The organism is uncultured Halomonas sp., assembly GCF_947501415.1.
In the GTDB taxonomy this organism is placed as follows: domain Bacteria; phylum Pseudomonadota; class Gammaproteobacteria; order Pseudomonadales; family Halomonadaceae; genus Halomonas.
The window spans coordinates 92987-99022 of the sequence record NZ_CANMVL010000033.1 but is presented as its reverse complement, the minus strand read 5'-3'; the positions used below and the strand labels follow the sequence as shown (position 1 = coordinate 99022).

The window sequence follows — 6036 nt, the reverse complement described above, 5'->3', positions numbered from 1 at the left end:
GCGGACCGGACGGGACTCGAACCCGCGACCTCCGGCGTGACAGGCCGGCATTCTAACCAACTGAACTACCGGTCCGCAACAGGGCTGACTGACTGGAAACACGTTGGCGGACCGGACGGGACTCGAACCCGCGACCTCCGGCGTGACAGGCCGGCATTCTAACCAACTGAACTACCGGTCCGCTGCGTGTTGCCTACGTAATCGGGACTGCCGAAGCAGTGGTGGGTGGTACTGGGTTCGAACCAGTGACCCCCAGCTTGTAAGGCTGGTGCTCTCCCAACTGAGCTAACCACCCCCGGTACGTGGCGCTGCATTCTACAGAGACCGGCCCGAATGTCAACGCCTTTTATCGAACGGCGTCGACTCCACCATGCCCATCCATAAAGCCGGCGATGGCGGCGGCGGCCGTCTCGATCAACCGCACCTGGGTCGTGCCGCTGGCGCGCCGTGGCTTCCAGTCATGGTCGCCATCCTCCAGCCAGTGCAGGCGTGCCGCTTCGGGTAGCGCATAGCCTGCCACCTCCTCACGGGTGCCAAAGGGGTCACGACTGCCCTGCACCACCAGGGTCGGGCAGGCGAGTTGCGGCCAGTGATCGAGGCGCAGCCGCTCGGGTTTGCCGGGCGGGTGGAAGGGGTAACCACAGAGTACCAGCCCCGGGGCACCATCGCGGGCGGCGAGCAGGCTGGCTACCCGTCCCCCCATGGACTTGCCACCCAGCCACAGCGGTGGCAGCTCGGGGTGTGACAGAAGGTCGCACCAGGACGCCATCTCCTCCACCAGGGTGTTCATTCCCGGTGGCGGACGACGACGCCCTTCGCGACGCATCCGCTGAAGGTAGCCGAACTCGATGGCCAGGGTCTGGACACCGGCCACGGCGAGACCTTCGCGCAGCCGTTGTAGAAACGTGGAATCCTGGCCTGCGCCGGCGCCATGGGCCATCAGCAGACGACCGAGGCGCGCCTCGCCCCGCACCTCCAGCGGCCCCTCCGGCAGCTGCCACAGGCCGCAATCACCTTTCAGTAGACGCTCGCGACACTCGGACGAAGCCATCGCCACGGCCTGCAGATGGATGAACTCTGACACAAGATCTCCTTTACAAGTTCTCCAAATACACCCTTGGGCGTGTTCAGGATATTGCCCGGCTGGGGTAGAATCCCCCGCGAATTGACCTGCATCATCCTCAGGGAGGCCGCGTCCGTGACACACTGACGCAGCTTTATCTCCTACCGCGTTCGATGGGAACCCGACATGAGCACAGCATTTGAACACCCGACCTACAACTACAAGGTAGTTCGGCAGTTCGCGATCATGACCGTGGTCTGGGGCATCGTGGGCATGACACTCGGTGTCACCCTCGCCGCCCAGCTGGTCTGGCCGCAACTGAACCTCGATCTACCCTGGACCAGCTTCGGACGCCTGCGCCCGCTGCATACCAACGCCGTGATCTTCGCCTTCGGCGGCTCGGCACTGATTGCCACCTCCTACTACGTGGTACAGCGGACCTGTCAGGTGAGACTGTTCTCCGACCGGCTCGCCGCCTTCACCTTCTGGGGCTACCAGGCGGTGATCCTGCTCGCCGTGGTGACCCTGCCGCTGGGCTACACCACCACCAAGGAGTACGCCGAGCTGGAGTGGCCGATCAACATCCTGCTGGCGGTGGTCTGGATCGCCTATGCGATCGTCTTCCTGATGACCATCAAGCGCCGCAAGGTGTCGCACATCTATGTGGCCAACTGGTTCTATGCTGCGTTTATCCTCACCATCGCCGTGCTGCATATCGTCAACAACGCGGCGATTCCTGTCACCGCCTGGTACTCCACCTCCATCTACGCCGGCGCCATCGACGCCATGGTGCAGTGGTGGTACGGCCACAACGCGGTAGGCTTCTTCCTGACCGCCGGCTTCCTGGGCATGATGTACTACTTCGTACCCAAGCAGGCCGAGCGTCCGGTCTACTCCTATCGCCTCTCCATCGTCCACTTCTGGGCGCTGATCATGGTCTACATGTGGGCCGGCCCGCACCATCTTCACTATACCGCTCTGCCCAACTGGACCCAGTCGCTGGGCATGGTGCTGTCGATCATCCTGCTCGCACCCTCCTGGGGCGGCATGATCAACGGCATGATGACGCTCTCCGGCGCCTGGCATAAGCTGCGTACCGACCCCACCCTGCGCTTCCTCGTGGTCGCCCTCTCGTTCTACGGCATGTCCACCTTCGAGGGTCCGATGATGGCGGTGAAGACCGTCAACGCCCTCTCCCACTATACCGACTGGACCATCGGTCACGTCCATGCCGGCGCCCTGGGCTGGGTGGCAATGATCACCATCGGCTCCATGTATCACCTGATTCCGCGCCTGTTCGGCCGCACCGAGATGTACTCGGTCAACCTGATCGCCGTGCACTTCTGGCTGGCGACCATCGGCACCGTGCTCTACATCGCCTCCATGTGGGTCAACGGCATCCTGCAGGGCCTGATGTGGCGTGCGATCAACCCGGACGGCACCCTGATGTACACCTTCGTCGAGTCCGTCGAAGCCAGCGGTCCCGGTTACATCGTGCGTCTGATCGGCGGCCTGTGCTGGGTCACCGGCATGCTGATCATGGCCTATAACGTCACCCGGACCATCAAGCGCGGCGAAGAGGCCCATCAGCCGCTTCCCCAGACCGCCTGAGCCTACAGGGAACGAGACTTCCAATGAGACACGAGATCGTCGAAAAGAACGTCGGCCTGCTCGCCGTGCTGATTCTGGTGGTAATCAGCTTCGGCGGCCTGGCCGAGGTGGTGCCACTGTTCTTCCAGAAGCAGACCACGCAGCCGGTAGAGGGGCTCAAGCCGCTGACCGCCCTGGAGCTCGAGGGACGCGATATCTTTCGCCGCGAGGGTTGCGTCGGCTGCCACTCGCAGATGGTGCGCCCCTTCCGCGCCGAAACCGAGCGCTATGGCCCCTACACCGTGGCCGGTGAAACGGTCTACGACCACAACTTCCTGTGGGGCTCCAAGCGTACCGGACCCGACCTCGCCCGCGTAGGCGGCCGCTACAGCGACGACTGGCACCGCGCGCACATGTACAACCCGCGTGATGTGGTGCCCGAGTCGGTGATGCCCGCCTACCCATGGCTGTTCGAGAACACCGTCGACGGCGAGGCCACGCCCAAGAAGATGCGCGCCCTGCGTGCCCTCGGCGTGCCCTATACCGACGAGCAGATCGAAAACGCCACCAGCGAGGTGCGTGGCGAGCAGGAGATCACCGCTCTGATCGCCTATCTGCAGCAGCTAGGCACCGTTCTCAAGGACAACTGATCATGGACAGCGGCACCGTAAGCGGCATCGTTACCGGCATCCTGATCGTGACCTTCATCGGCATCACGGTGTGGGCCTACTCGAAGCGTCGCAAGCCGGACTTCGATGAAGCGGCCAATCTGCCCTTCAGCGACGATGACGAGACACCGAACCATGACACGAGCGCCTCGCCGAACGGGGTCGATTCCCGCAAGAACGATTCTTGCAAGAGCAAGGGAGACAGGAACACATGAACAATCTCTGGGGTGACTCCCTTTCCGGGTTCTGGAGCGCCTGGATCATCGTCATCACGCTGGGCTCCATCGGTCTTGCCTTCTGGTTGCTCTATGCCAACCGCAAGACCGACAAGACCCCCGATGCCGAAGGTAATGTCGATACCACCGGCCATGCTGCCGACGGCATCGAGGAGTACGACAACCCGCTGCCGCGCTGGTGGTTCCAGCTCTACGTCGGCACCGTGATCTTCGCGCTGGGTTACCTGGTGCTCTACCCGGGTCTGGGCAACTTTGCCGGCCTGCTGGGCTGGAGCCAGGAGGGTCAGTGGGAGCAGGAAGTGGCGCGAGCCGAGGAGCGTTTCACGCCGATCTTCGCCCAGTACGAGGAGGTGCCGATTCCCGAGCTGGCCCAGGACGCGGAGGCCATGCAGGTCGCCGAGCGCATCTACCTCAACAACTGCGCCGTGTGCCACGGCTCTGGGGCTCAGGGCGGCTACGGCTTCCCCAACCTGACCGACGACGACTGGCTCTACGGCGGCGAGCCGGAGAACATCCTGGCGACCCTCAACAACGGCCGCAACGGCCTGATGCCCTCCTGGCAGCAGCTGGGCGAGGAGAACATCGAGAACGTCACCCAGCACGTCCTCGCGCTCTCCGGCAACGAGCATGATGCCGAGCGCGCCGAGAGCGGTGCGGCGACCTTCACCTCGGTGTGTGCCGCCTGCCACATGCCCGACGGCACCGGCAATCAGGCGCTCGGCGCCCCCAACCTGACCAACAACATCTGGCTCTATCAGCAGCCCGGACAGAGCGTGGCCGATGCCGTGCGCCAGACCCTGCGTAACGGCCGCAACGGCCATATGCCGGCCCAGGCCGCCTATATCGGCGAGGAGCGCGTCCACCTGGTGGCCGCCTACGTCTACAGCCTGCGTAATCAGGACTGAGACCGCCGGTCCCGGCAAGGCTGAAAGGGTGCGACCTCAGGTCGCACCCTTTCTCGTTTGTGCGGCGCATCGATACAATAGTCCCATCTCGCCCCGAAGCGACCCGGGTCATCCCTCCTGCCGTGAGCCAGCCATGAGCGACAAGATTCCTACTCGCGATGTCACACCGCCATCCGTGCAGCACCATACGCCCCAGGAAGCGTTCACCCAGGAGATGTATGCCAGTCGGCGCCATATCTATGTGCGCGAGATAAAGGGCTTCTTCCAGCGCCTGCGCCGCGCCTCCAACTGGTTGCTGATGCTGGCCTTCTTCCTGCTGCCCTGGGTGCCCTGGGGCGACCGCCCCGCCATCTGGTTCAACCTGCCCGGTCGCGAGTTCCATATCTTCTCGGCCACCTTCTACCCTCAGGAGTTCATGCTGCTCTCCTGGCTGCTGATCATCTGCGCCTTCGGACTGTTCTTCATCACCGTGTTTGCCGGCCGCGTCTGGTGTGGCTACACCTGCCCACAGAGTGTCTGGACCTTCCTGTACATCTGGGTTGAGCACCGCCTGGAGGGCTCGCGCAACCGACGTATCAAGCTCGACAAGCAGCCCATGAACGCCGACAAGCTATGGCGCAAGGGGGCCAAGCACGCCATCTGGCTGATCATTGCCATGGCCACCGGCGTCACCTTCGTGGGTTACTTCACCCCCATCAATGACCTGGTGGTCGAACTGCCGACCCTGGAGGCCCACGGCTGGTCCTACTTCTGGGTCGGTTTCTTCCTGGTCTTCACCTATCTCAACGCCGGCTGGCTGCGTGAGCAGGTGTGCATCTACATGTGCCCCTACGCCCGCTTCCAGTCAGTGATGTTCGACCGCGATACCCTGATCGTCTCCTACGACGCTGCCCGGGGCGAACCCCGCGGTCATCGCAAGAAGAGTCTCTCCCATGAACAGGCCCGCGAGGCCGGTCATGGTGACTGCATCGACTGCGACCTGTGCGTGCAGGTCTGCCCCACCGGCATCGACATCCGCGACGGTCTGCAGTACGAGTGCATCACCTGTGCGGCCTGCATCGACGCCTGCGACAGCGTGATGGACAAGATGGGCTATCCCCGCGGTCTGATCCGTTACACCACCGAGAATGCCCTTGAGGGCAAGCCCACCCATATCCTGCGGCCACGCCTGATGGGTTATCTTGCGGCCCTGCTGCTGATGACCGGGCTGTTCGCCTGGACCGTCAGTGATCGCACGCCGCTCTCCTTCGATGTGGAGCGTGACCGCAACCGGCTGTTCCAGACCACGAGCGAAGGCAATATCAGCAACAGCTATACCCTCACGGTACGCAACATGGACGGCGAGGCCCATGTCTATCGCCTGGAGGCCTCGGGCCTGCCCGGGCTGACACTGGATACCGAGAGCATCCGAGTCCCGGCCAGCGACTCCCGCCAGCGAGTGGTCACCATCACCGTGCCGGGAGAGGTGATCGAACAGCCCAGCCATGCCATTACCCTGCGACTGACCGCCGAGCGGTCCCCCGATATCAGCCTGGAGCGCGAGGCACGCTTCCTCGGCGAACTGCGGAGATAAC

General features: G+C 63.5%; 6 protein-coding genes and 3 tRNA genes. 5 read left to right on the top strand and 4 right to left on the bottom strand.

The features are described from left to right. Position 1: 1 nt before the first annotated feature. From Q0894_RS15495 to Q0894_RS15480, 4 genes are all read right to left on the bottom strand, one after another. Positions 2-75 (bottom strand) — tRNA-Asp (locus Q0894_RS15495). Positions 76-104: 29 nt separating this feature from the next. After that, positions 105-181: transfer RNA gene (locus Q0894_RS15490), tRNA-Asp, on the bottom strand. A 38-nt stretch (positions 182-219) separates the two neighbouring features. After that, positions 220-295: transfer RNA gene (locus Q0894_RS15485), tRNA-Val, on the bottom strand. A gap of 51 nt (positions 296-346) precedes the next feature. Next, positions 347-1084, bottom strand: coding sequence for an alpha/beta family hydrolase (locus Q0894_RS15480; RefSeq protein WP_299237012.1), 738 nt, complete (start codon positions 1082-1084; stop codon positions 347-349). A gap of 165 nt (positions 1085-1249) precedes the next feature. On the opposite strand from Q0894_RS15480, the gene ccoN reads away from it, so the two are divergent. The 5 genes from ccoN (at position 1250) to ccoG (ending at position 6035) form a co-directional block, all read left to right on the top strand. Beyond that, the gene (gene ccoN, locus Q0894_RS15475; RefSeq protein ID WP_299237010.1) at positions 1250-2674 is read left to right on the top strand and encodes a cytochrome-c oxidase, cbb3-type subunit I; all 1425 of its coding nucleotides are present in this window, start codon (positions 1250-1252) and stop codon (positions 2672-2674) included. A gap of 23 nt (positions 2675-2697) precedes the next feature. Next, positions 2698-3303 carry a cytochrome-c oxidase, cbb3-type subunit II gene (gene ccoO, locus Q0894_RS15470; RefSeq protein ID WP_299237008.1) on the top strand — a complete coding sequence of 202 codons (606 nt, stop codon included), beginning with the start codon at positions 2698-2700 and terminating at the stop codon, positions 3301-3303. A 2-nt stretch (positions 3304-3305) separates the two neighbouring features. After that, entirely contained in the window at positions 3306-3536 is a 231-nt protein-coding gene (locus Q0894_RS15465; RefSeq protein ID WP_299237006.1) for a cbb3-type cytochrome c oxidase subunit 3, read from the top strand. Then, positions 3533-4462, top strand: a complete 930-nt coding sequence (gene ccoP / locus Q0894_RS15460) for a cytochrome-c oxidase, cbb3-type subunit III (protein WP_299237004.1) — start codon at positions 3533-3535, stop codon at positions 4460-4462. Before Q0894_RS15465 ends, ccoP begins: the two co-directional genes overlap by 4 nt. Before the next feature lie 133 nt (positions 4463-4595). Beyond that, a complete protein-coding gene (gene ccoG / locus Q0894_RS15455; protein ID WP_299237002.1) occupies positions 4596-6035 on the top strand; it encodes a cytochrome c oxidase accessory protein CcoG in 1440 nt (479 codons plus the stop codon). The last annotated feature ends 1 nt before the right edge of the window (position 6036 follow it).